Here is a 22494-nt window from a genome sequence, read left to right as displayed (position 1 = left end):
GGGATGGTCGATTGCTGACTGTATACAGTATGTGACGGTGGACTTTGCTGTCCATGGGTCGCGACGCCGACAATCCCGCCTATCGTTGAGACATGTGCCGGAACATCACCGAACTGCGCGGTTTGCAGCCTTCGGCCACGGCTGAGGAGATCGCGGCGGCCGCGCGCCAGTATGTGCGCAAAGTCAGCGGCATCACCCGCCCCTCGGCGGCCAACGTCGAGGCGTTCGAGGCTGCGGTCGCCGAGGTCACGCAGACGACGACGCGCTTGCTGGAGTCGCTGCCGCCGCGGCGCCAACCGCCCAAGACGGTCCCCCCGTTGCGTCGGCCCGAGGTCGTCGCCCGCCTCGCCGCGACGAAATGACGCTGACCGCAACGACGCCCGCGCTCAAGGAGTGGAGCGCGGCTGTGCACGCATTGCTGCTCGGCCGCCAGTATGTGCTGTTACGCAAGGGCGGCATCGGGGAGAAGCGGTTCAAAGTCGCGTCCGGGGAGTTCTTGCTGTTCCCAACGGTTGCGCACAGCCACGCCGAGCGGGTACGGCCAGAGCATCGCGACCTGCTGGCCGCCGCGGCGAGCGACAGCACCGAGGATCAGCTGGTGATCCGTGCGGCGGCGAAAGTAGTTGCGGCACTTGAGGTTAACCGGCCAGAGCGGCTCGGTGAGATCGAGGATCTGCACATCTGGACCGCCGAATCGGTGCGGGCCGACCGGCTTGATTTCCGGCCCAAGCACAAACTCGCCGCGCTGGTGGTGTCGGTGAGCCCGCTGGTCGAGCCGATACGCCTGACCCGCACGCCCGAGTACGGCGGCTGCACCAGCTGGGTGCAGCTGCCCATGCGGGGCGCCGGTGTCGCGCCGATCCACGACCCCGTTCATGACGAAGCCGTGCTAACCGACGTCGCCGCCCGGGTTCGCGACGCCGTTGGCTGACAGGTCGGGCGGGCCGATCGGAAGCAGCAGCCTGGAGCGCCCGTAAGCGACGCTGTGGGTGGCCGGTTTCAGATGCCGCGCCGTCAACGTCGGCTCGCCCGTGCCCGGGTTGCGCGCGTAGCGGGGCGACCAGCTACCGGTGATGAGCAGCCGGATCCGCGATCCGGCGCGGAAGCGGTGCGCGATCGGGTCGAGTTCGATCGTGACGGTCTTCGCCGCCCCGGACAGCCGCCAGTAGCCATCGCTGACGTTGCGCGACCGGCCCTTGGCGTCGACCTCGCTGACCCGGACGAACAGGTCGGCGTTCGGATTGTTTGAGCGGTGCGCCAGCTCGACGACCGGGTTTCCGTATACATACAGATCGCGCAGCAGGGTCGCGCTGTTGAAGGTCAGCACGTCGTCGCGCAACGCGAGGCGACTGTCGTCGCGGTAGCCGCCGATCGGGGACAGCAGCCCGCCGCCGATGGTCGGCGTCGGGTGGGCGGGGTCGTAGCGGAAGGTCGCCGGCGGCAGCTTCGGCAGGTCGTTGGGCGACGTCTCGTCCAGGTAGCGGCCGGGCCGCAGGTAGAGGGCACGCTGCGACGTGGCGGGCGGCCAGTCCGGCAGGTTGCGCCAGCCCTGGCCGGTGACACAGACGCGAACCCTGCCAGGGCGCCCGAGCGACGCGGTGCCCGCCAGATGGGTGTCCAGCCAGTCCAGCGTTTCACGCAGGCTGGTCCGCAGCCCCTTGGTGAGCAGCTCGGTGTGTGTCCAGGGGCCGATCGTCATCGCGACGTCGACGCCGCGGCGGCGCAGGTGGCCATATTGCTGCACCGTTTGCCGCACGAAGACGTCCTGCCAGCCGCCGAGCAACAGCACCGGCACCTGCGCGCGATCCAGGGCGGAGCCGAACCGCAGCCGTTGCCAGAACGGGTGATCCGGGTCGGCGTTTTCCACCCATGACTCGAACCACGGCGCCCCGGTTCCCAGCATCCGGCGGGCCGACGCGCCGAATGGCGCCGCGGCGACCGCCTTCGCGATTCGTCGCGGCGCTCGCATTTGCCGGATGCCCGACCTGAGGCGAATCGGGTCTTCCTGGTGGGCAACGAGATCACTCCAGCCCAGGAAGTCGCTGACCGCGAACGACCCGGTGCCGTAGACCGAGTCCGCGAAATCGTGCGGGCCCGCGGTGATCACCGCCGCGGCCAGCTGGGGCGGCGGCTCCTGCAATATCGCCCATTGGGTGAACCCCAGATAGGACGGTCCCATCGTGGCGAAGCTGCCGGTGAACCAGGGCTGTTCGACCAACCAGGCGACCGTGTCGGCGCCGTCGGTGGCCTCGTTGACCATCGGTTCGAATACGCCGGCGGAACCGAACGTCCCGCGCACACTTTGCAGCACCACGTGGTAGCCCCGCGCGGCGTAAGGCCGGGCGAACAACAGGGAGAACGGAAATCCGCGCCCGTAGGGTCCGCGGACCAGCACGGTGCCGGCCGGGTTGGACGTGGCCGGTGCGTAGTGATCGGCGACCAGCTTCACCCCGTCGCGCATCGGGACTTCGACTCGGTTCACGCTGTAGCCGGTGGTGGCCGGCCGCAGACCCAGCAGCCTGCCCGCGGCGTTGACGCCGGCCTGGGTCAGGCCGTGCAGCGCGGGTTCGGCGGGTCGCGTCGATGTCATGCTCACGCTCATCAGGTTAAGGCCGAGCGGCAGTGCTTATTGACGCCGACGCGAATTCATTTCGGCCACAAAAAATCGTGCTCAGCGGCGCGGCTAGAACTTGTAGTACGGCGTCAGGTCGTTGGCCCGCGCCACGTTGGTCGACGGGCAGTCGACCTCGGGGTTGGAGTAGACCGTCGAGTAGAACAGCGCCTGCTGCAGCACGCCGTAGCTGGTCTTGAACGCCACCATGCAGGAGAAGAACCAGTAGCTGTTGTGATAGGTCGGCTTCAGTACCCAGTACGTCGCGGCGCGGTGTCCCTGGATCGTGGTCTCGAGGGCGTCGGGGGGCAGGGACTGCTCATAGGTGCGCCAGATGATGGGCTCGACTGCGAGCTGATAGTTGCCGGCGTCGAATTGGCAGCGCAGGCCGTCTTGGGGTTCGGGCGGGGTGAACGCCAGCCCGAGCCGCTGCAGCGCGTCGAATGGGATGTCTCGGCAGGGATCGAACGGGCTCGGGTCGGTGGTGGCGATGATCGGGCTCTTCATCGTTGTCATCGGCTGCGCCGTCGACCGCAGATCGACGGAGTTGCCGCCGCCGGTTGGTGCGGGCGGCGCGCTGTGCCACCCCAGCACGACCGCTGTCATCACCGCACCGAGCGCCCCGAGCAGGCGCACCTTGGTAAACATGACACCCCCCTAGCCTCGGCCGTCCCTTTTGCCGGGAGTTTACAAGTCACGTGCGCGAGGTCACAGCCAAACCTGAACTTGTTCTAATCGGCAGGTGGCAAGGGCCGCAATCATGGGTCCCGAGCCGCAGCGGGACGGGATCGCCGCGCCGGGTCGTTAGGCTGGTTAGTCGTGGTAGGGAAAGAATCGGGGCAGGACTCGACCAACGGGGGACAGCCGACCCCCCAACCGACGCTGTGGGCCGTCTCCGACTTGCACACCGGCCACATGGGCAATAAGCCGGTCACCGAATCGCTGTATCCGTCGTCGCCGGATGATTGGCTGATCGTCGCGGGCGACGTTGCCGAGCGCACCGATGAGATCCGGTGGGCCCTTGACCTGCTGCGACGCCGGTTCGCCAAAGTGATCTGGGTGCCTGGCAACCACGAGCTGTGGACCACCAATCGCGATCCCAACCAGGTCTTCGGCAAGGCCCGCTACGACTACCTGGTCAACATGTGCGACGAGATGGGCGTGATCACGCCGGAACATCCCTACCCGGTGTGGACCGAGCGCGGCGGCCCCGCGACGATCGTGCCGATGTTCTTGCTCTACGACTACACCTTCTTGCCCGACGGGGCGCTGAGCAAAGCCCAGGGCCTGGAAATCGCGCGCGAGAACAATGTGGTGGCCACCGATGAATTCCTGCTCTCCTGCGAGCCGTACCCCACCCGCGACGCCTGGTGTCGTGAGCGGGTGGACACCACCCGGGCCCGCCTGGAGCAACTCGACTGGATGACACCGACCGTTCTGGTGAACCACTTCCCGTTGGTGCGCGACCCCTGCGACGCGTTGTTCTATCCGGAGTTCTCGCTGTGGTGCGGGACCACCAAGACCGCCGACTGGCACACCCGCTACAACGCCGTCTGCTCGGTCTACGGCCACCTGCACATCCCGCGGACCACGTGGTACGACGACGTGCGCTTCGAGGAGGTGTCGGTGGGCTACCCGCGAGAGTGGCGGCGCCGCAAGCCGTACAGCTGGCTGCGCCAGATCCTTCCCGATCCGAAATACGCGCCCGGCTACCTCAACGATTTCGGCGGTCATTTCGTGATAACCCCCGAGATGAAGGCGCAGTCCGAGCAGTTCCGGGAAAAATTGCGGCAGCGGCAGTCGCGATGACGGCCGGCCTTTTGGTGTCGTCGGTATTGCCGCCGACCGATCAGATGGCGTACTCGGAGGTGTATTCCGACCCGCCCGGCCTGGAGCCGTTGCCAGAGGAGGAGCCGCTGGTCGCCAAGTCGGTAGCCAAGCGGCGCAACGAGTTCGTCACCGTGCGGTACTGCGCCCGGATCGCGCTGGGCGAGCTGGGCGTGGCGCCGGTGCCGATCCTCAAGGGCGACAAGGGCGAACCCTGCTGGCCCGAGGGCGTGGTCGGCAGCCTCACCCACTGCGCGGGGTACCGCGGTGCGGTGGTGGCGCGCAGTGCCGCGGTGCGGTCGGTAGGTATCGACGCCGAGCCGCACGACGTCTTGCCCGATGGCGTGCTGGATGCGATCAGTCTGGCGCCGGAGCGCAGCGAAATTCCGCAGGCGATGCCGGATGGTCTGCATTGGGATCGAATCTTGTTCTGCGCCAAGGAAGCAACGTACAAGGCGTGGTTCCCGCTGACTAAGCGATGGCTGGGTTTCGAAGATGCCCACATCAGCTTCGAGGCCGACGGCCCGGCGGCGGGCACGTTCGTCTCGCGGATCCTGATCGATCCCGAGGCGCTGTCGGGTCCGCCGCTGACGACGCTGCGGGGCCGCTGGTCGGTCGAGCGAGATCTCGTGCTGACCGCGATCGTGTTATGAACCAAAGCCCCACCGGTCCGGGATTGGTCGTCGTCGACAAGCCCGCCGGAATGACCAGCCACGACGTGGTGGGACGCTGCCGGCGCATCTTTTCCACCCGTCGGGTCGGCCACGCGGGGACGCTGGACCCGATGGCCACCGGTGTGCTGGTAATCGGAGTCGACCGCGCCACCAAGATCCTCGGCCTGTTGACGGCATCGGAGAAGTCGTATGCGGCCACCATCCGCCTGGGTCAGACCACCACCACCGAGGACGCCGAAGGTGAACTGCTGCAAACTATTTCGGCCGCACATGTGACGGATCAGGCCATCGCCGAAGCGATCGCCGGGCTGCGTGGCGACATCGAGCAGGTGCCGTCGGCGGTCAGCGCGATCAAGGTCGACGGCAAGCGCGCGTACCAACGGGTCCGCGAGGGCGAGACGGTCGAGCTCAAGGCCCGTCCGGTGCGCATCGATCGGTTCGAGGTGTCGGCGACGCGGCGCCATGGCGACGTGATCGATCTCGACGTCGACGTCGACTGCTCGTCGGGGACCTATGTCCGCGCGCTGGCCCGCGACCTTGGCACCGCGCTCGGGGTGGGTGGGCACCTGACGGCGTTGCGGCGCAGCCGGGTGGGGCGCTTCGCGCTGGACCAGTCGCTCACCCTCGACGAACTCGCCCAGCAGCCGCGGCTGAGCTGGACGTTGGACGAGGCGTGCCTGCTGGTGTTCCCGCGCCGCGTGCTGACGGCCGAGGAGGCCGAGGCGACCAGCCACGGCCGGCCGTTGCCGCCGGCCGGAATCGACGGTGTCTATGCCGCCGTCGATGACGGCGGCCGGGTGATCGCGCTGCTGCGCGACGAGGGTTCGCGGACCAAGTCGGTGGTGGTGTTGCGCCCGGCGACGATGCAGAACGGCACGTTCTGAGGAGGAGTCGGGCAATCAGACGGCGCCCGGCCACGCTGTAGCGCCTCAGAGCCGGCCGAGCAGTTCGGCCTTCTTCGCGGCGAATTCGTCGTCGGAGAGGATGCCGCGCTCGTGTAACCCTGCCAGCGATTCGATGGCGGCAACGATGGCCGCGGCGTCGGTGGGCCCGCCTGCGGCGGCGGTCGGCGCGGGTGTTTCGGGCGCGGATGTTTCGGGCGTGGGTGTTTCGGCGGGTTGCCCACCGAGCTCACGCAGACTGAGCACGCCGAACGTGCCGAGCTGGCTGGTGAAGCCGACCGAGCTGATCCCGCCGCCCTGCTGCTGTTGTACGCCGCCGATTTGGTGCTCACCGGTATCGAAAACCCTTGTCACGCCGCCGATCTCGATCACCAACCGCCGAGTGGACGGAAAGAACGCGTAGCGCACGTCGTTCTGCGCGCCCACCGCACTCGGGACGCCGAGATCGGCCGGCCACCAGTTGTTCGCCGAGAATCCGATCTGGGACTGCGTGGTCGAGGCGGGAAAGACCGTGGTGGTCGCGAGCAACTGGACCAACTCGTTACACAGCGCGTCGACACGTGCCTTGAGCGCGTTGTCGAACATGTCGCCGACCATCGTCATGCCGCCCCGCATCCATTGCCCGCTGCCGCCGAGTTCGGGGATGTTGAACTGGGCCATGGTGCCGCTGCCGGCGCGCAGGGCGAACAACATCGACAGCACCGCGTCGCGGGAAAGTCCGTGACGCGCGGCGATCTCGCCCACGGCTTTGGTGGCTTCGGGTGTGACCGTTGCGTTCATGCTCCGAGCCTACGCAAACTCGGGGGAACGAGCAGGGGACGATGACGTCGCGGTAAGTTCCAGTCGTGAGTGAAGACAGGGTTCGGGTGCGTGTCGCAGACGGTGGCGTAGCCACGGTGACGATGGTGCGCAGCGACAAACACAATGCGCTTGACCAAGCCATGTTCGAAGGCTTGATGAATGCCGCAGATCAACTGGCACAAGATAATTCGGTTCGCGTGGTCGTTCTGCACGGCGAGGGGAAGAGCTTCTGCTCGGGCCTGGACATCGCGAGCTTTATGTCCGGACAGGGCGGCACCGGCGTACTGCTGGAACGCGACGGCGACCGGCTGGCCAACTTCGCGCAGCGCGTGGCTTACGACTGGTCGCTGGTGCCGGCGCCGGTCATCGCCGCGATTCACGGAAACTGCTTCGGCGGCGGACTGCAGATCGCGCTGGGCACCGACATCCGGATCGCCACACCGGACGCGAAGCTGTCCGTGATGGAGGTCAAGTGGGGGCTGGTACCCGATATGGGCATCACGCAGTCACTGCCGCGACTGGTCCGTATCGACGTTGCCAAGGAGTTGACGTTCACCGGCCGTGTGCTGCCCGGCAGCGAGGCTTTGGCGCTCGGCCTGGTCACCCGAATCAGTGATGATCCGTTGGCTTCCGCGCTGGCGCTGGCCGACGACATCGCGCGGAAATCCCCGGACGCCGTGCGGGCTGCCAAGCGTCTCTACGACCAGACGTGGGTCAGCGACGACGCCGCCGGCGCGCTCAAACTCGAATCCGAGCTGCAGGTCGGCCTGATCGGCAAACCCAATCAGCTCGCCGCGGTGGTGGCCGGAATGTCGGGGGAGGACCCAGTCTTCGTCGACCCCGCTTGACCCGCTGGCTAAGCTCCGGACTAGACGGGTGTCAACTGGCCCACCTCTCCGGAAGGCTCGCTATGTCCAACAGGGTTTACGTCATCGGCGTCGGCATGACGAAGTTCGAGAAGCCGGGCCGCCGTGAGGGCTGGGACTACCCGGACATGGCGCGCGAATCGGGCACCAACGCGCTGGCCGACGCGGGCATCGACTACAGCGACGTCGAGCAGGGCTATGTCGGCTACGTCTACGGTGAGTCCACCTCCGGGCAGCGCGCCCTCTACGAACTGGGCCTGACCGGTATTCCGATCGTCAACGTCAACAACAACTGTTCCACCGGCTCCACCGCACTGTTCCTGGCCGCGCAGGCGATTCGCGGCGGGTTGGCCGACTGCACGATCGCGCTGGGGTTCGAGAAGATGAAGCCCGGATCGCTGGCGGCGACCTACGACGACCGCACCAACCCGATGGACAGGCACATCAAGGCGATGGCCGAGATCAGCGAGTTCGCCTTCCCGGCGGCGCCGTGGATGTTCGGCGCGGCGGGCCGCGAGCACATGTTGCAATACGGCAGCACCGCCGAGCACTTCGCCAAGATCGGCTACAAGAACCACAAGCACTCGGTGAACAACCCGTTCGCGCAGTTCCAGGACGAGTACACCCTCGACGACATCCTGGCCGCCAAGATGATCTACGAACCGCTGACCAAGCTGCAGTGCTCGCCGACCTCGGACGGCTCGGGCGCGGCGATCCTGGCCTCGGAGGGCTTCGTCGACCGGCACGGGCTGGGGAGCCAGGCGGTCGAGATCGTCGGGCAGGCCATGACCACCGACTTCAAGTCCACCTTCGACGGCAGTGCCAAAGGCTTGATCGGCTACGACATGAATGTGCAAGCGGCACAACGAGTTTACGATCAGTCGGGTCTCGGCCCGGAGGACTTCCAGGTGATCGAGCTGCACGACTGCTTCTCGGCCAACGAGCTGCTGCTCTACGAAGCCCTGGGGCTATGCGGTCCCGGCGAGGCGCCGAAGCTGATCGACAACGGCGACACCACCTACGGCGGACGCTGGGTGGTCAATCCGTCCGGCGGCCTGATCTCCAAGGGCCACCCGCTGGGCGCTACCGGGCTGGCGCAGTGCGCCGAGCTGACCTGGCAGCTGCGGGGCCAGGCCGACAAGCGTCAGGTCGACAACGTCAGTGCCGCACTGCAACACAACATCGGGCTGGGTGGCGCCGCCGTCGTCACCGCATACCAGCGGGCCGAGCGCTGAGCATGATCGAATGGTCCGAGACCGATCTGATGATGCGGGATGCCGTTCGTCAGTTCGTGGACAAGGAGATCCGCCCGCATATCGACGAACTGGAAACCGGTGCGCTGTCGCCGTATCCGATCGCGCGCAAGTTCTTCAGCCAGTTCGGCCTGGACGCGATGGCCGCCGAGTCGGTCAAGAAGATGCTGGACCGCGAGCGCGCCAAGGCCAACGGTGAAACCAGGAGTGAAAAGCGGGACGGCGCAGACGATTCCGGTGGCCTGGGCGGTCAGCAGTCGATGGTCGCGGTGCTGGTGTCCGAAATCGCGCGGGTCAGCATCGGATTGCTGAGCACCGCGTCGGTCAGCCTCGGTCTGGGCGCGGCGACGATCATGAGCCGCGGCACCCTGGCCCAGAAAGAGCGCTGGTTGCCCGAGCTGATGACGCTGGAAAAGATTGCGGCGTGGGCGATTACCGAGCCGGACTCCGGCTCGGACGCGTTCGGCGGCATGAAGACCTACGTCAAGCGCGACGGGCAGGACTACATCCTCAACGGGCAGAAGACGTTCATCACCAACGGGCCCTACGCCGACGTGCTGGTCGTGTACGCGAAGCTCGATGAAGGCGACGCGGCACCGGACAAGCAAGACAAGCGCAACCGCCCGGTGCTGGTGTTCGTGCTCGACGCGGGGATGGAAGGCCTGACGCAGGGCAAGCCGTTCAAGAAGATGGGCATGATGTCCTCCCCGACCGGGGAGCTGTTCTTCGACAATGTGCGGCTGACCCCGGACCGGCTGCTCGGCGAGAGCGAACAGCAGAGCGACGGCCGCGAAAGCGCGCGCGACAATTTCGCCGCCGAGCGGATCGGGATCGCGATGATGGCGATGGGCATCATCGACGAATGCCACCGGCTCTGTGTGGATTACGCGAAGACCCGCACGCTGTGGGGCAAGAACATCGGGCAGTTTCAGCTGATCCAGCTCAAGTTGGCGAAAATGGAAATCGCCCGGATGAACGTGCAGAACATGGTGTTCATGACGATCGAGCGTCAACAGGCCGGTAAACCCCTGACGCTGGCCGAGGCGTCGGCGGTCAAGCTGTACTCCTCGGAGACGGCTACCGAGGTGGCGATGGAGGCCGTGCAGTTGTTCGGCGGCAACGGTTACATGGCCGAATACCGCGTCGAGCAGCTGGCCCGCGACGCCAAGTCGCTGATGATTTACGCCGGCAGCAACGAGGTCCAGGTCACCCACATCGCCAAGGGTCTGCTGACCGGCTGAGCCGGATGGCGACGACCCTCCCCCGCAAGCGGGAGGTGCCCCCAATCGCCCGGCTGCGCCGCGCTCGCGATCGTCGCTAGGGCACCACCCAGATCGCCCGGGCGGCCGGACTGCCCAGATCGACGGTGGTCTCGGCGCCGTCGGCCGCTTCGATCGCGACCGAGATCATGCCGGCGAATTCGCGGCGGGTCACCACGCGCACCTGCGAGTCGAGGTTGATCCCGACGCTGTCGAAATACCGCAGCATCTCCGGGTCCTTGTCGGAGATGCGGGCCACCGTGATGGTTTCGTCCTCGCTGCACGCCCACAGCTGGCGCACCGGCCGGGTGGGCACCTGGCCGTCGGAGGCCGGGATCGGGTCGCCGTGCGGGTCGCGGCGCGGGAAACCCAGTTTGGCGTCGATGCGGTCCACCAGCCGATTCGATACCGCGTGCTCGAGCACCTCGGCCTCGTCGTGCACCTCGTCCCAGCCGTAGCCGAGCTCGCTGACCAGGAAGGTCTCCAGGAGCCGGTGTCGCCGCACCACTTCGAGCGCCGCGCGCCGGCCGGCTTCGGTCAGGGTCACGGCGCCGTACTTCGCGTGGTCGACCAGACCCTGCTCGGCGAGCTTGCGGATCGATTCCGAGGCCGTGCTGGCCGAGACGCCGATACGGTCGGCCAGCATCTTGGTGCTGACCTTTTCCACCGACCACTCCTGGGCATTCCAAATGACCTTGAGATAGTCCTGGCCGACCGCGGTGAGACCGCCGGCCTCTTCGTCAGCCCTCACAAACAAAAAGTTTAGGCAATCTAGGTCCGGTCTGGCGTGGTGACCGGCCCGGCCGGTGTCGCCGTGCCGAAAACACGGCCCCCCGGTAGTGGCGGAATCGGGATCCTACGGCGCGTCGGGCCGCAGCGCACCGTAGGCTTGCGATCGTGCAGCGGTGGCGCGGCCAAGACGAGATTCCCACTGACTGGGGCCGATGCGTGCTCACGATCGGGGTGTTCGACGGTGTGCACCGCGGTCATGCGGAGTTGATTGCGCACGCGGTGAAAGCCGGACGGGCACGCAGCGTGCCGGCCGTGCTGATGACGTTCGATCCGCATCCGATGGAAGTCGTCTATCCGGGCAGTCACCCGGCGCAGCTGACCACGCTGACCCGGCGCGCCGAGCTTGTCGAGGAGTTGGGTGTCGACGTCTTCCTCGTGATGCCGTTCACCACGGATTTCATGAAGCTCACGCCGGAGCGCTACGTGCACGAGTTGCTCGTGGAGAACCTGCATGTCGTCGAGGTCGTGGTGGGGGAGAACTTCACCTTCGGCAAGAAGGCGCTAGGCACGGTCGACACCCTGCGCAAGGCCGGTGACCGGTTCGGATTCGCCGTGGAGTCGATGTCGCTGCTGTCCGAGCATCACAGCAACGAGAACGTGACGTTCTCGTCGACCTACATCCGTTCCTGCGTGGACGCCGGCGACATGGTGGCGGCCACCGAGGCGCTGGGCCGTCCGCACCGTGTCGAAGGCGTCGTCGTCCGCGGTCACGGGCGGGGCGCCGAACTGGGCTTTCCCACCGCCAACGTCGCCCCGCCGATGTACTCGGCGATCCCGGCCGACGGCGTGTACGCGGCCTGGTTCACCGTGCTCGGGCACGGACCGGTGACCGGCACCGTTGTCCCGGGGGAGCGCTACCAGGCCGCGGTCTCGGTGGGCACCAACCCGACGTTCTCCGGGCGTACCCGCACCGTCGAGGCGTTCGTGCTGGACTCCGAGGCCGACCTCTACGGCCAGCACGTGGCGGTGGACTTCGTGGCCCGGTTGCGCGGCCAGCTCAAGTTCGACTCCGTCCGCGATCTTGTCGTGGCCATGGGTAACGACACCGACAAGGCCCGCCAGATCCTGTCGTCCTAGCCGCCCGACGCCACCAGGTCGTCGATCTGGTTGATGGCCGCCGTGGCGCCCTCGATCACGCCCATGTCCAGCACCGTCTGCAGCGCCTCGGCCGACTCGTAGGTGGTGACGTAGGTGGCGCGGGTTCCGCCGCTGTGTTCGGTGAAGGTGAAGACGTTCGTCGCCACCGGCAGCTCGGGGTTGGGGTTGAAGTCCAGGTCGGCGAAGCCGTCGGTGAAAGTGAAGCTCCTCGGTTCGTCGACGGCGGTGATCTGCCAGTAGCCGGCGTGCTTATCGCCGTCCGGGCCGGTCATGAAGTACGTCACGCGGCCGCCGGGCCGCAGGTCGTGGTCGACCACGGTCGCCGGGTACGCCGGCGGACCCCACACCTTCTCCAGCTGACGCGGATCGGCGTAGACCTGCCAAATCCGGGTCACCGGCGCGGCGAAGTCGGCCGTGATGGTGAGAGTGAGGGCGTCCGGGTCGTGCTGAACGTCGGTCACAGGCATGGTGTGTTCTCCCTAGTTGTCGTCGGATGAGATGAGTTCGTCGACACGTGCCACGTGGCCGCGCCAGATCTGCTCCAACTCGCCGAGCATCGATGCCACCGACCGCACCGCAGTCACCTCACCACTGGCCAACTGCTCGCGACCGCTGCGACGCTTGGTGAGCAGGCCCGCCTTCTCCAGCACGGTGACGTGTTTCTGCACAGCGGCGAAGCTCATCTCGTACTTCCCTGCGAGCGCGGACACCGAATGCTCCCCGGCCAGCGCACGGCGCAGGATGTCGCGCCGCGTGCGGTCGGCCAAGGCGTGGAACAGGGCGTCGGCCCGGTCCTCCTCGTCCACGATCACCCCCCTAACATACAACCAATCGGTTGTATGTTGTCAAAGGCGAGCTGCTGACCTGCCGCGATTTAGATGCGGACCGGTCCCGCTGCTAGACTCGGCCACCGATGCGTGAGCTGCAGTCCGCGGCGGCCACGTTGGACCCTTTCCTCGCGGGACCGAATTGATGGAGTTAATTTCGTGGCGCTTACCGCCGAGCAGAAAAAAGAAATCCTGGGCCAGTACGGCCTGCACGACACCGACACCGGATCGCCGGAGGCGCAGATCGCGCTGCTGACCAAGCGGATCTCCGACCTCACCGAGCACCTCAAGGTGCACAAGCACGACCACCACTCGCGGCGCGGCTTGCTGCTGCTGGTTGGTCGCCGGCGCCGGCTGATCAAGTACATCTCGCAGATCGACGTCGAGCGCTACCGCTCGCTGATCGATCGGCTGGGCCTGCGTCGCTGACGCAGCGCCCACCCCACATCACTCTGGCGGGCTAAGTTCGCCCATGTAGAGTGGATGCGTTCTGGGCCTGTCTGGCCCGAGCAAATGGTGCGGTCCACGCAGATCCGCGTGTGCCGTTCCAGCGTGTCACGACGGGAGCAGCCCAGTCTGTATCGGGCGGTCTTCGGTAGTGGCAGCCGGGCTCTCCGGATCTGGGGCAGGTCGGCCGCTTCGATCGATGGCCGTAGCCGTATTCAGACTCTCTTTCAGGGAAGCTCCTGACCCGCTGCGGGTCGCGTGTGACGACGCGAAACAGCTGAATAACTCAGAGAGGCTGTACGGACACCTATGTCTGTAGCTCAAATTGATGAAGGCGTGTTCGAATCGACCGCCACAATCGACAACGGGACCTTCGGTACCCGCACCATTCGGTTCGAGACCGGCCGGCTGGCCCTACAGGCCGCCGGTGCCGTGGTCGCCTACCTCGACGACGAGAACATGCTGCTGTCGGCCACGACCGCCAGCAAGGCACCCAAGGAGCACTTCGACTTCTTCCCGCTGACGGTCGACGTCGAGGAGCGGATGTACGCCGCCGGGCGCATCCCCGGTTCGTTCTTCCGTCGCGAGGGCCGGCCGTCCACCGACGCGATCCTGACCTGCCGGCTGATCGACCGCCCGCTGCGGCCGTCGTTCATCTCCGGCCTGCGCAACGAGATCCAGGTCGTCGTCACGATCCTGAGCCTGGACCCCAACGACCTGTACGACGTGCTGGCGATCAACGCCGCGTCGGCGTCCACCCAGATCAGCGGGCTGCCGTTCTCCGGCCCCGTCGGAGCCGTGCGGGTCGCGCTGATCGACGGCCAGTGGGTCGCGTTCCCGACCGTCGAGCAGCTCGAGCGGGCCGTGTTCGACATGGTCGTGGCCGGCCGCCTCGTCGGCACCGACGCCGACGGCAAGCCCGACGTCGCCATCATGATGGTCGAGGCCGAGGCCACCGAAAGGCTCATCGAGCTCGTCGAGGGCGGCGCGCAGGCGCCGACGGAAACCGTTGTGGCCGAAGGCCTGGAGTCCGCAAAGCCTTTCATCGCCACGCTGTGCACCGCTCAGCAGGAGCTGGCCGACGCGACCGCCAAGCCCATCGGTGACTACCCGACGTTCCCGGACTACGCCGAAGACGTCTACTACGCGGTCGCCTCGGTGGCCACCGACGAGTTGGCCAAAGCCTTGACCATCGGCGGCAAGGCCGAGCGCGACGCGCGCACCGACGAGCTCAAGGCCGAGGTGGCCGAGCGGCTCGCCGAGACCTACGAGGGCCGCGAGAAAGAGGTCAGCGCCGCGTTCCGCTCGCTGACCAAGAAGCTGGTGCGCCAGCGCATCCTGACCGATCACTTCCGCATCGACGGCCGCGGCATCACCGACATCCGCGCCCTGTCGGCCGAGGTGGCCGTCGTGCCGCGGGCACACGGCAGCGCGCTGTTCGAGCGGGGTGAGACCCAGATCCTGGGCGTGACCACGCTGGACATGGTCAAGATGGCCCAGCAGATCGACTCGCTCGGGCCGGAAACCTCCAAGCGCTACATGCACCACTACAACTTCCCGCCGTTCTCCACCGGCGAGACGGGCCGCGTCGGTTCGCCGAAGCGGCGTGAGATCGGGCACGGCGCCCTGGCCGAGCGGGCGCTGATCCCGGTGCTGCCCAGCGTCGAGGAATTCCCCTACGCGATCCGTCAGGTGTCGGAAGCGTTGGGCTCCAACGGTTCGACGTCGATGGGGTCGGTCTGCGCGTCCACGCTGGCGTTGCTGAACGCGGGGGTTCCGCTGAAGGCGCCGGTGGCCGGCATCGCGATGGGCCTGGTCTCCGACGACGTCGAGGTGGACGGCAAGACCGAGCGCCGCTTCGTCACCTTGACCGACATCCTGGGTGCCGAGGACGCATTCGGCGACATGGACTTCAAGTGCGCCGGCACCAAGGACTACGTCACCGCGCTGCAGTTGGACACCAAGCTCGACGGGATCCCGTCGCAGGTGCTCGCGGGTGCGCTGGCCCAGGCCAAGGACGCGCGGCTGACCATCCTCGAGGTGATGGCCGAGGCCATCGACGCCCCCGACGAGATGAGCCCGTATGCGCCGCGGGTGACCACCATCAAGGTGCCGGTCGACAAGATCGGTGAGGTCATCGGGCCCAAGGGCAAGGTCATCAACGCGATCACCGAGGAGACCGGCGCTCAGATCTCCATCGAGGACGACGGCACCGTGTTCGTCGGTGCCACCGATGGTCCCTCGGCGCAGGCCGCGATCGACCGCATCAACGCGATCGCCAACCCGCAGCTGCCGACGGTGGGCGAGCGATTCCTCGGAACCGTGGTCAAGACAACGGATTTCGGTGCCTTCGTATCGCTGCTGCCGGGCCGCGATGGTCTGGTGCACATCTCCAAGCTCGGTAAGGGCAAGCGCATCGCCAAGGTCGAGGACGTGGTGAACGTCGGAGACAAGTTGCGCGTGGAGATCGCCGACATCGACAAGCGGGGCAAGATCTCGCTGGTCCTGGTCGAGGAAGACAGCGCAGCAGCACCCGCTGCCGATTCCCCGGAGACCGCGCCGGCCGATGCCGCGACAGCCAGCAGCTGACTTACCCGGGGCGCGCCCCGGTCGAGTGGGTGCCCTGCGGCGGGGCAAGCACGCCGCCGAGGCTGAGCCCGCGCTGCAGGCCACTGTGCGACGCACCATGTTGCCGGGTGGTTTGCGGGTGGTCACCGAATACCTGCCCGCGGTGCGGTCCGCGTCGGTCGGGGTGTGGGTCGGTGTCGGGTCGAGGGACGAGGGCGCGACCGTCGCCGGTGCGGCGCACTTCCTGGAGCACCTGCTGTTCAAGTCGACGCCGACGCGCACCGCGGTCGACATCGCCCAAGCGATGGACGCGGTCGGCGGCGAGCTGAACGCGTTCACCGCCAAGGAGCACACCTGCTACTACGCGCACGTGCTCGACAGTGATCTCGCGCTGGCCGTCGACCTGGTCGCCGACGTGGTCCTCAACGGCCGCTGCGCCGTCGAAGACGTCGAGCTCGAACGTGACGTGGTCCTCGAGGAAATCGCGATGCGCGACGACGACCCCGAAGACGCGCTGGGGGATATGTTCCTCGCGGCGCTCTTCGGCGATCATCCGGTCGGGCGCCCGGTTATCGGTACCGCGCAATCGGTGTCGGCGATGACCCGCGCGCAGCTGCACTCCTTCCACATGCGGCGCTATACGCCGGAGCGGATGGTGGTCGCGGTGGCCGGCAACGTCGACCACGACGAGGTGGTCGCCTTGGTGCGCCGGCACTTCGGGTCCCGTTTGGTGCGTGGGCGCCAGCCCATTTCGCCGCGCAAGGGCACTGGACGCGTGAACGGCCAACCGGGATTGTCGATGGCTAAACGCGACGCCGAGCAGACCCACGTCTTGCTGGGCGTGCGCACGCCCGGACGCGGTTGGGAACACCGGTGGGCGCTGTCGGTGCTGCACACCGCGCTGGGCGGCGGGCTGAGCTCCCGGCTGTTCCAAGAGGTTCGCGAGCTGCGCGGGCTGGCCTATTCGGTCTACTCCTCGGTCGACATGTTCTCCGACAGCGGTGCGCTGTCGGTCTATGCAGCCTGCCTGCCCGAGCGGTTCGCCGACGTGATGCGCGTGACCACCGAGGTGCTCGAATCGGTGGCCCGCGACGGCATCACCGAGGCGGAGTGCCGCATCGCCAAGGGCTCCATGCGTGGCGGGATCGTCCTCGGCCTGGAAGACTCCAGTTCTCGTATGAGCCGCATCGGTCGTAGCGAATTGAACTATGGCAAGCACCGCAGCATCGAGCACACCCTGCGGAAGATCGACGACGTTACCGTCGACGAGGTCAACGCGGTGGCCGGCCAGCTGCTGACCAAGCGCTACGGTGCCGCGGTGCTGGGCCCGTATGCGTCGAAACGATCACTGCCGCAACAACTTCGGGCAATGGTACGGTAGCTGCGTGTTCGCCTTATTACTTGCGCCGTGCCGGCGCTCGCCGTCGCCGGATTAGCCAGATGGTGCTGGGGTTTTGGGATATCGCCGTGCCCATCGTGGGCGCGCCGATGGCGGGCGGACCTGGCAGCCCGGCATTGGCGGCGGCGGTGTCCAACGCGGGCGGACTTGGTTTCGTTCCGGCCGGATATGTCAGTGCCGAGCAGTTTGCGCAGGATCTCGCCGCGGCGCGCGCCGCCACCACCGGCCCGCTCGGGGTGAACCTGCTTGTGCCGCAACCCAGTGTCGCCGACTGGGTGGCGTTGGACTACTACGCGGAAGCCCTCGAAGCGATCGCCGAGCACTACCAGGTTTATGTGGGCCGGCCCGAATTCGGGCACGACGACGACTGGGCGCGCAAGCTCGAAGTCGTCGCCGACCTCCGCCCGGAACTGGTGTCGTTCACCTACGGTGTGCCGTCGCCGGATGTGATCCGGCGCTTCGGTGCTCTCGGGCTGTTGGTGATGGTGACCGTGACGTCGCTTTACGAGGCCGGAGTGGCCGTCGCCGCCGGTGCGGACAGCCTGGTGGTCCAGGGTCCGGATGCCGGCGGGAATCGCGCCACCTTCGCGCCCGACATGGATCCCGGCAGCGAGTCACTGCACCAACTGATCGACCGCATCCACCGGGCCCATCGCGACGTCCCGATCATCGCCGCGGGAGGCCTGGGCACCGCCGAGGACGTCGCGGGGGTGTTGCGCCGGGGCGCGGTGGCCGCGCAGGTCGGCACCGCGCTGCTGCTCAGCGACGAAGCCGGCACCAGCACCGCGCAACGTGTCGCCATGAAGAATCAACTCTTTGCCAAGACCATCGTCACGCGCGCGTTCTCGGGCCGGTATGCGCGCAGCCTGGAGAACGAATTCATTCGCCTGTTCGACAACGTGGCGCCGCTGGGCTATCCCGAGGTGAACCAGATGACGCTGCCGATTCGGGAGGCGGCGACCGAGCGGGAAGATCCGCAGGGCATGAGCCTCTGGGCGGGAACGTCTTTCCGCGAGGCGCAGGCGGGTCCGGTGGCCGACATCGTCGCGAGTCTGACTCCCGACGACTAGCCGAGCGTGCCAGAACTAACCCGCCGGCGGTTGTTGGTGGCCGCGATGGTGGCCCCGGCGTCCAGTGCGTGCGCAACCGCGCACGCCGAGCCGCCGCCGCCGCTCTACGGTCGTCTCGCCGAGCTCGAGCGCCAATACGACGCCTACGTCGGACTTTTCGCGACAGATCTGGAGTCGGGACGCACGTGCGCACATCGCGACGAGGACCCCTTCGCAATGTGCTCGACGTTCAAGGCCTATGCTGCGGCGCGGGTGCTGCAGATGGCACAGCGCGGCGAATTGGACTTGCAGCGACCGATTTTCATCGATCCCGCCGCGTTACTGCCCAACTCGCCGGTGACCGCACCGCAGGCCGGCCACACCATGCCGCTGGCGCAACTGTGCGCGGCCGCGTTGCAGCACAGCGACAATGTGGCCGCCAACCTGCTGCTGTCGCAGATCGGCGGACCGCCCGCCGTCACCGACTTCGCTCGCTCCATCGGAGACGAGCGCACCCGGCTCGATCGGTGGGAGATCGAATTGAACACGGCGATCCCCGGCGACCCGCGTGATACCAGCACCCCGCGGGCGCTAGGCACCGGAGTGCAAAACCTGCTCACCGGAACGGTTCTCGGTGATGCGCAGCGCCGTCAGCTGGAACACTGGATGCGCGACAATGTGACCTCGAGCATGCGGGTGGGCCTGCCGCCGGGGTGGACCAGCGCAGACAAGACCGGCACCGGGGACTATGGCAGCACCAATGACGTCGGCATGGTCTACGGTCCGGCCGGGCAGCGCGCGTTGCTGTCGGTGATGACGCGTTCGCAGTCGGCGAACTCCAACGCCGATGCGCTGCGGCCGCTGATCGTCGACGTGACGAAATCGGTGCTGGGATGGCTGACCGGGCGGGGCTGAACGTCAGGCCAGCACGCCGGCCGGGTCGGTGAACGGCAGGCTCAGGTCGGCGGCCACCCGTTCGGACAGCAGCGCGCCTTCGTGTGTCGAAAGGCCTTTTGCCAGAGCCGGATCCGACCGGCAGGCCTGCTGCCAGCCCTGGTCGGCGAGCCGGAGCACGTACGGCATCGTCGCGTTGGTCAGCGCGTAGGTCGAGGTCTTGGGGACCGCGCTGGGCATGTTGGCCACGCAGTAGAACAGCGCGTCGTGCACCGTGAACGTCGGGTCGTCGTGGGTGGTGGGCCGCGAATCCTCGAAGCACCCGCCCTGGTCGATGGAGATGTCCACCAGTACGGCGCCTGTTTTCATCTGTGCGACAAGCGAATTCGAGACCAGCTTCGGCGCCTTGGAGCCGGGCACCAGCACGGCCCCGATCACCAGATCGGCGTGCCGGACCGCGCCCTCGAGCTCATAGGTCGACGAGTGACGAGTCTGGATGCGGCCGGTGAACTCGGCGTCGAGTAGTCGCAGCTTGTCGATGTTGAGGTCGAGCACCCGGACACTGGCCCCCATGCCACTGGCCACCCGTGCCGCGTTGTAGCCGGCCGTGCCGGCGCCGATGACCACGACGTCGGCGGGCTTGACGCCCGGCACCCCGCCCATCAACGCGCCGCGTCCACCCTGCGTGCGCATCAGGTGATACGCGCCGATCTGAGCCGACAACCGGCCCGCGACTTCGCTCATCGGGGCCAGCAGCGGCAGTGCGCCGTCGGCGGTCTGCACGGTCTCGTAGGCGATCGACGTCGTGCCGGCAGTCAAGAGCGCGCCGGTGCAGGCGCGCGACGCGGCCAGATGCAGATAGGTGAACAGCACCTGCCCGGAGCGCAGCAGCGCATACTCGGCGGGCATCGGTTCCTTGACCTTGAGCACCAGGTCGGCATCGGCCCACACCTGCTGGGCGGAGCTGAGCAGCTGTGCACCCGCAGCCTTGAATTCCATGTCGGTGATTGCCGACCCTTCGCCGGCACCGGCCTGAACCAGCACCTCGTGGCCGCGGTGCGTCAGTTCGGCGACGCCTGCCGGGGTGATGGCCACCCTGAACTCGTTGTTTTTGGTCTCGGTGGGAATGCCGACTCGCATTCCTCATTGTGAAGAACGTTCGACCAAGCGGCAAACAGGCTGATGTTAATTCCATAAGATCGGCGCATGACTGATAAGTCAACGGATCTTACGGGTGCGGCGGCAGGGAGGCCGAAGGATTTTCGGCCCGCTGATCTCGATGCAGTGGACCACAAAATTCTGAGCCTGCTGCACGCCGACGCTCGGATGACCAACAACGCGCTGGCCGAGGCGGTCGGCATCGCGGCGTCCACGTGTCACGGGCGGGTACGGCGGCTCATCGACCTCGGCGTGATCCGCGGTTTCTTCACCGACATCGATCCGGTCGCGGTGGGAATGCCGCTGCAGGCGATGATCTCGGTGACCCTGCAATCCCACGCGCGCGGCAAGATCCGCAGCTTCATCCACCAGATCCGGGGGCGCCGCCAGGTGATGGACGTCTACTTCCTCGCGGGTGCGGACGATTTCATTCTGCATGTCGCCGCCCGCGATACCGAGGACCTGCGTTCCTTCGTGGTGGAGAACCTCAACGCGGACGCCGATGTCGCCGGGACCCAGACCTCGTTGATCTTCGAGCATCTGCGTGGAGCAGCGCCGATCTAGGCTTACGATCTGCCGATGAGCGACCCGTGCGTGTCGGCCAGTGTCCAAATCGACGCCCGCCCCGATGTGGTCTATTCGCTCATTACTGACCTACCGACGTTGACCTCGCTGGCCGAAGAGGCGGTCGCGATGCGGTGGTGTAAAGGCGACGCGGCGTGTCAGGGGGCGGTGTTCGCCGGCCGTAACGAAAACGGAAGCCGACGGTGGAACACGAGGTGCACCGTCACCGACGCCGAGCCGGGCCGGCAGTTCGCGTTCGACGTGCGGCACACCGTCTTTCCGATTGCGCGCTGGCAATACGACATCGTCGCGTCCGAGGGTGGCTGCCTGGTCACCGAAAGCACCTGGGATCGGCGGCCCGGCTGGTTCCGCAAGCTCTCCGGCAGGGCGACCGGGGTCACCGACCGGGTGGCCGCCAACACCAAGAACATCGAGCTCACGCTGCAACGCCTCAAGCAGCGTGCCGAAGTCGGGTAGCTTTCGCGAGAAACCCGGTACCGGCGGTTTCGCATAGTGTGCGGCGAACCTATACTTGCCATGCCCGATGTTCTCCGAGACGACTGTCGGCCGGAGTAAACGCTGAGGTAGGGGGCCGTATGTTCACCGTCGACGACCAGGCCGCGGGTCCGCACGACTCGTCGCTGGACCACGAGCGCCTGGTTCTCGAGGCGCGTGATGTGGCCTTCGACTGGGCGACGTTGCCGGTGCACTACGTCCCCGACGAGCCGTTCACCACCCACATGCTCAACGTCTTGCACTTGCTGCTGCCCGCGGGCGAGGAGTTTTTCGTCGAGGTGTTCAAGCGCGCGCTGCCGCTGATCCGGGACGACCAGCTGCGGCTGGATGTGCAGGGCTTCATCGGCCAGGAGGCGGTGCACTCGCAGGCGCACTCGGGTGTGCTCGCCCGGTTCGAGGCCCGCGGCATCGACGTCACCCCCTACACCGGCCAGGTCAGGTGGATCTTCGAGAAGGTGCTGGGACGAAGGCCCGGGTGGAGCAAACGGCGCCAGGACAGCTGGCTGCTCGAGCAGGTCTCGTTCGTCTCCGCGATCGAGCACTACACCGCGATCTTGGGTGAGTGGATCCTGAACACCCCGGCACACGACGCGATCGGAACCGATCCGGTGATGCTGGACATGCTGCGCTGGCACGGCGCCGAAGAAGTCGAGCACAAGGCGGTGGCCTTCGACACGATGAAGCATCTGCAGGCCGGGTATTGGCGGCAGGTACGCGCGCAGTTGGTCGTCTCTCCCGCGATGTTGCTGCTGTGGATCCGGGGCGTGCGCTACCTGTATTCGGTGGACCCGCTGCTGTCGCCGGGCACCAAGCCGCGCTGGCGTGATTACGTCAGAGCAGTCCGCCGCGGCCTGCTGCCCGGCCCGCTACGATTCCTGCGTGGTATCGCCGATTACTACCGGCCGGGCTTCCACCCCTCGCAACTGGGCGGGCTTGGGCAAGCAGTCGACTATCTGGCCGTCTCTCCCGCAGCGAGGGCATCGCACTGA

At 67.0% G+C, this 22494-nt stretch carries 24 protein-coding genes; 17 read left to right on the top strand and 7 right to left on the bottom strand.

Going from position 1 to position 22494, the window contains the following annotated elements:
* The first annotated feature begins 92 nt into the window (after nt 1-92).
* Together ACAG21_RS26310 and ACAG21_RS26305 are read left to right on the top strand one after the other, a co-directional pair.
* The gene (locus tag ACAG21_RS26310) at nt 93-362 is read left to right on the top strand and encodes a DUF2277 domain-containing protein (RefSeq protein WP_096286228.1); all 270 of its coding nucleotides are present in this window, start codon (nt 93-95) and stop codon (nt 360-362) included.
* Complete coding sequence (locus ACAG21_RS26305) at nt 359-931, top strand: DUF1802 family protein (RefSeq protein ID WP_370499191.1); 573 nt, start codon at nt 359-361, stop codon at nt 929-931. The genes ACAG21_RS26310 and ACAG21_RS26305 overlap by 4 nt, the downstream gene beginning before the upstream one ends.
* On the opposite strand, the gene ACAG21_RS26300 is transcribed toward ACAG21_RS26305, so the two are convergent.
* On the bottom strand, nt 890-2596 hold the full coding sequence (locus ACAG21_RS26300; RefSeq protein ID WP_370499190.1) for a CocE/NonD family hydrolase: 1707 nt from the start codon (nt 2594-2596) through the stop codon (nt 890-892). The two genes, ACAG21_RS26305 and ACAG21_RS26300, sit on opposite strands and share 42 nt — an antisense overlap.
* An 87-nt stretch (nt 2597-2683) precedes the next feature.
* Entirely contained in the window at nt 2684-3259 is a 576-nt protein-coding gene (locus tag ACAG21_RS26295) for a DUF3558 domain-containing protein (protein WP_370499189.1), read from the bottom strand.
* A 171-nt stretch (nt 3260-3430) separates the two neighbouring features.
* Between ACAG21_RS26295 and ACAG21_RS26290 the strand changes: the two genes are divergently transcribed.
* Genes ACAG21_RS26290 through truB form a run of 3 tightly spaced genes read left to right on the top strand, consistent with a single transcriptional unit; the run spans nt 3431 to nt 5996 of the window.
* Nucleotides 3431-4420, top strand: a complete 990-nt coding sequence (locus ACAG21_RS26290; RefSeq protein ID WP_370499188.1) for a metallophosphoesterase — start codon at nt 3431-3433, stop codon at nt 4418-4420.
* Nucleotides 4417-5091, top strand: coding sequence for a 4'-phosphopantetheinyl transferase (locus ACAG21_RS26285; protein ID WP_370499187.1), 675 nt, complete (start codon nt 4417-4419; stop codon nt 5089-5091). Before ACAG21_RS26290 ends, ACAG21_RS26285 begins: the two co-directional genes overlap by 4 nt.
* Complete coding sequence (gene truB / locus ACAG21_RS26280; protein WP_370499186.1) at nt 5088-5996, top strand: tRNA pseudouridine(55) synthase TruB; 909 nt, start codon at nt 5088-5090, stop codon at nt 5994-5996. Before ACAG21_RS26285 ends, truB begins: the two co-directional genes overlap by 4 nt.
* Nucleotides 5997-6041: 45 nt before the next feature.
* On the opposite strand, the gene ACAG21_RS26275 is transcribed toward truB, so the two are convergent.
* Complete coding sequence (locus ACAG21_RS26275) at nt 6042-6794, bottom strand: SHOCT domain-containing protein (protein WP_370499185.1); 753 nt, start codon at nt 6792-6794, stop codon at nt 6042-6044.
* 65 nt (nt 6795-6859) lie between these two features.
* Here ACAG21_RS26275 and ACAG21_RS26270 point away from each other — a divergent pair, with 65 nt between their 5' ends.
* From ACAG21_RS26270 to ACAG21_RS26260, 3 genes are all read left to right on the top strand, one after another.
* Complete coding sequence (locus tag ACAG21_RS26270) at nt 6860-7663, top strand: crotonase/enoyl-CoA hydratase family protein (RefSeq protein WP_370499184.1); 804 nt, start codon at nt 6860-6862, stop codon at nt 7661-7663.
* 62 nt (nt 7664-7725) lie between these two features.
* Entirely contained in the window at nt 7726-8916 is a 1191-nt protein-coding gene (locus ACAG21_RS26265; RefSeq protein WP_370499183.1) for a lipid-transfer protein, read from the top strand.
* A 2-nt stretch (nt 8917-8918) separates the two neighbouring features.
* The gene (locus ACAG21_RS26260) at nt 8919-10175 is read left to right on the top strand and encodes an acyl-CoA dehydrogenase family protein (RefSeq protein WP_370499182.1); all 1257 of its coding nucleotides are present in this window, start codon (nt 8919-8921) and stop codon (nt 10173-10175) included.
* A gap of 76 nt (nt 10176-10251) precedes the next feature.
* Here the strand turns inward: ACAG21_RS26260 and mntR are convergent, their stop codons facing one another.
* On the bottom strand, nt 10252-10944 hold the full coding sequence (mntR, locus tag ACAG21_RS26255; protein ID WP_370499181.1) for a manganese-binding transcriptional regulator MntR: 693 nt from the start codon (nt 10942-10944) through the stop codon (nt 10252-10254).
* A 146-nt stretch (nt 10945-11090) separates the two neighbouring features.
* Here mntR and ACAG21_RS26250 point away from each other — a divergent pair, with 146 nt between their 5' ends.
* Nucleotides 11091-12062, top strand: a complete 972-nt coding sequence (locus tag ACAG21_RS26250) for a bifunctional riboflavin kinase/FAD synthetase (RefSeq protein WP_370499180.1) — start codon at nt 11091-11093, stop codon at nt 12060-12062.
* On the opposite strand, the gene ACAG21_RS26245 is transcribed toward ACAG21_RS26250, so the two are convergent.
* Together ACAG21_RS26245 and ACAG21_RS26240 are read right to left on the bottom strand one after the other, a co-directional pair.
* Nucleotides 12059-12550, bottom strand: coding sequence for an SRPBCC domain-containing protein (locus tag ACAG21_RS26245; protein ID WP_370499179.1), 492 nt, complete (start codon nt 12548-12550; stop codon nt 12059-12061). The genes ACAG21_RS26250 and ACAG21_RS26245 overlap by 4 nt on opposite strands.
* A 12-nt stretch (nt 12551-12562) precedes the next feature.
* Nucleotides 12563-12895 (bottom strand): ArsR/SmtB family transcription factor, encoded by a 333-nt coding sequence (locus ACAG21_RS26240; RefSeq protein WP_370499178.1) that lies wholly within the window; start codon nt 12893-12895, stop codon nt 12563-12565.
* A 174-nt stretch (nt 12896-13069) separates the two neighbouring features.
* Here ACAG21_RS26240 and rpsO point away from each other — a divergent pair, with 174 nt between their 5' ends.
* The 5 genes from rpsO to bla all read left to right on the top strand — a co-directional run bounded on the left by rpsO (nt 13070) and on the right by bla (nt 19288).
* Complete coding sequence (gene rpsO, locus ACAG21_RS26235) at nt 13070-13339, top strand: 30S ribosomal protein S15 (protein ID WP_108919997.1); 270 nt, start codon at nt 13070-13072, stop codon at nt 13337-13339.
* Nucleotides 13340-13666: 327 nt separating this feature from the next.
* Nucleotides 13667-15946, top strand: a complete 2280-nt coding sequence (locus tag ACAG21_RS26230) for a polyribonucleotide nucleotidyltransferase (protein ID WP_370499177.1) — start codon at nt 13667-13669, stop codon at nt 15944-15946.
* A gap of 97 nt (nt 15947-16043) precedes the next feature.
* Nucleotides 16044-17306 carry a M16 family metallopeptidase gene (locus ACAG21_RS26225; RefSeq protein WP_370499227.1) on the top strand — a complete coding sequence of 421 codons (1263 nt, stop codon included), beginning with the start codon at nt 16044-16046 and terminating at the stop codon, nt 17304-17306.
* 59 nt (nt 17307-17365) lie between these two features.
* Nucleotides 17366-18394: a nitronate monooxygenase gene (locus ACAG21_RS26220; protein ID WP_370499176.1), complete on the top strand. Its 1029-nt coding sequence runs from the start codon at nt 17366-17368 to the stop codon at nt 18392-18394.
* 6 nt (nt 18395-18400) lie between these two features.
* Nucleotides 18401-19288, top strand: a complete 888-nt coding sequence (bla, locus tag ACAG21_RS26215) for a class A beta-lactamase (RefSeq protein WP_370499175.1) — start codon at nt 18401-18403, stop codon at nt 19286-19288.
* A gap of 3 nt (nt 19289-19291) precedes the next feature.
* Here the strand turns inward: bla and ald are convergent, their stop codons facing one another.
* Nucleotides 19292-20407 (bottom strand): alanine dehydrogenase, encoded by a 1116-nt coding sequence (ald, locus tag ACAG21_RS26210; protein WP_370499174.1) that lies wholly within the window; start codon nt 20405-20407, stop codon nt 19292-19294.
* A gap of 66 nt (nt 20408-20473) precedes the next feature.
* Here ald and ACAG21_RS26205 point away from each other — a divergent pair, with 66 nt between their 5' ends.
* The 3 genes from ACAG21_RS26205 to ACAG21_RS26195 all read left to right on the top strand — a co-directional run bounded on the left by ACAG21_RS26205 (nt 20474) and on the right by ACAG21_RS26195 (nt 22494).
* Nucleotides 20474-20989 carry an Lrp/AsnC family transcriptional regulator gene (locus ACAG21_RS26205; RefSeq protein WP_370499173.1) on the top strand — a complete coding sequence of 172 codons (516 nt, stop codon included), beginning with the start codon at nt 20474-20476 and terminating at the stop codon, nt 20987-20989.
* A gap of 15 nt (nt 20990-21004) precedes the next feature.
* Entirely contained in the window at nt 21005-21466 is a 462-nt protein-coding gene (locus ACAG21_RS26200) for an SRPBCC family protein (RefSeq protein ID WP_370499172.1), read from the top strand.
* Nucleotides 21467-21585: 119 nt separating this feature from the next.
* On the top strand, nt 21586-22494 hold the full coding sequence (locus ACAG21_RS26195; protein ID WP_370499171.1) for a metal-dependent hydrolase: 909 nt from the start codon (nt 21586-21588) through the stop codon (nt 22492-22494).

The sequence above is a fragment of the Mycobacterium sp. pR1184 genome (assembly GCF_041287235.1).
Taxonomy (GTDB): Bacteria; Actinomycetota; Actinomycetes; order Mycobacteriales; family Mycobacteriaceae; genus Mycobacterium.
This window is presented reverse-complemented; position numbering and strand designations above follow the sequence as displayed.